The sequence below is a fragment of the Bacillus sp. SIMBA_074 genome (genome assembly GCF_046534555.1).
In the GTDB taxonomy this organism is placed as follows: Bacteria; Bacillota; Bacilli; order Bacillales; family Bacillaceae_G; genus Bacillus_A; species Bacillus_A mycoides.
Window position 1 is genome coordinate 1 of record NZ_JAWRYM010001073.1, and the last position, 244, is coordinate 244.

General features: G+C 51.6%; 1 pseudogene. It reads right to left on the reverse strand.

Going from position 1 to position 244, the window contains the following annotated elements:
• A pseudogene (locus SB773_RS34060) lies at nt 1–244 on the reverse strand (transcriptional regulator); the annotation flags it as partial.

The following is a 244-nucleotide window of genomic DNA, read 5'->3' on the forward strand; positions in this document are numbered from 1 at the left end:
CAAGCCTGCCGCCAAGTCCTCAATGACGGTTTCACCATTGGATGGCAGAGCCAGTCGCTTTCGGTAGCGTGCCAAAAACTCGCCTTTCAAATCGGCAATCGCCATGTCCAGTGTGGTACCCTCAAAAATCACCCCTGCAATCGCATACGCCTGGTAATTGTATTCCAAGAGAATCGGCTTTCGCCCGCCTTTGGAATCTCCCATCCCTACCTCGTGCAGAAGACCTTCTTGAATCATCTCTTCT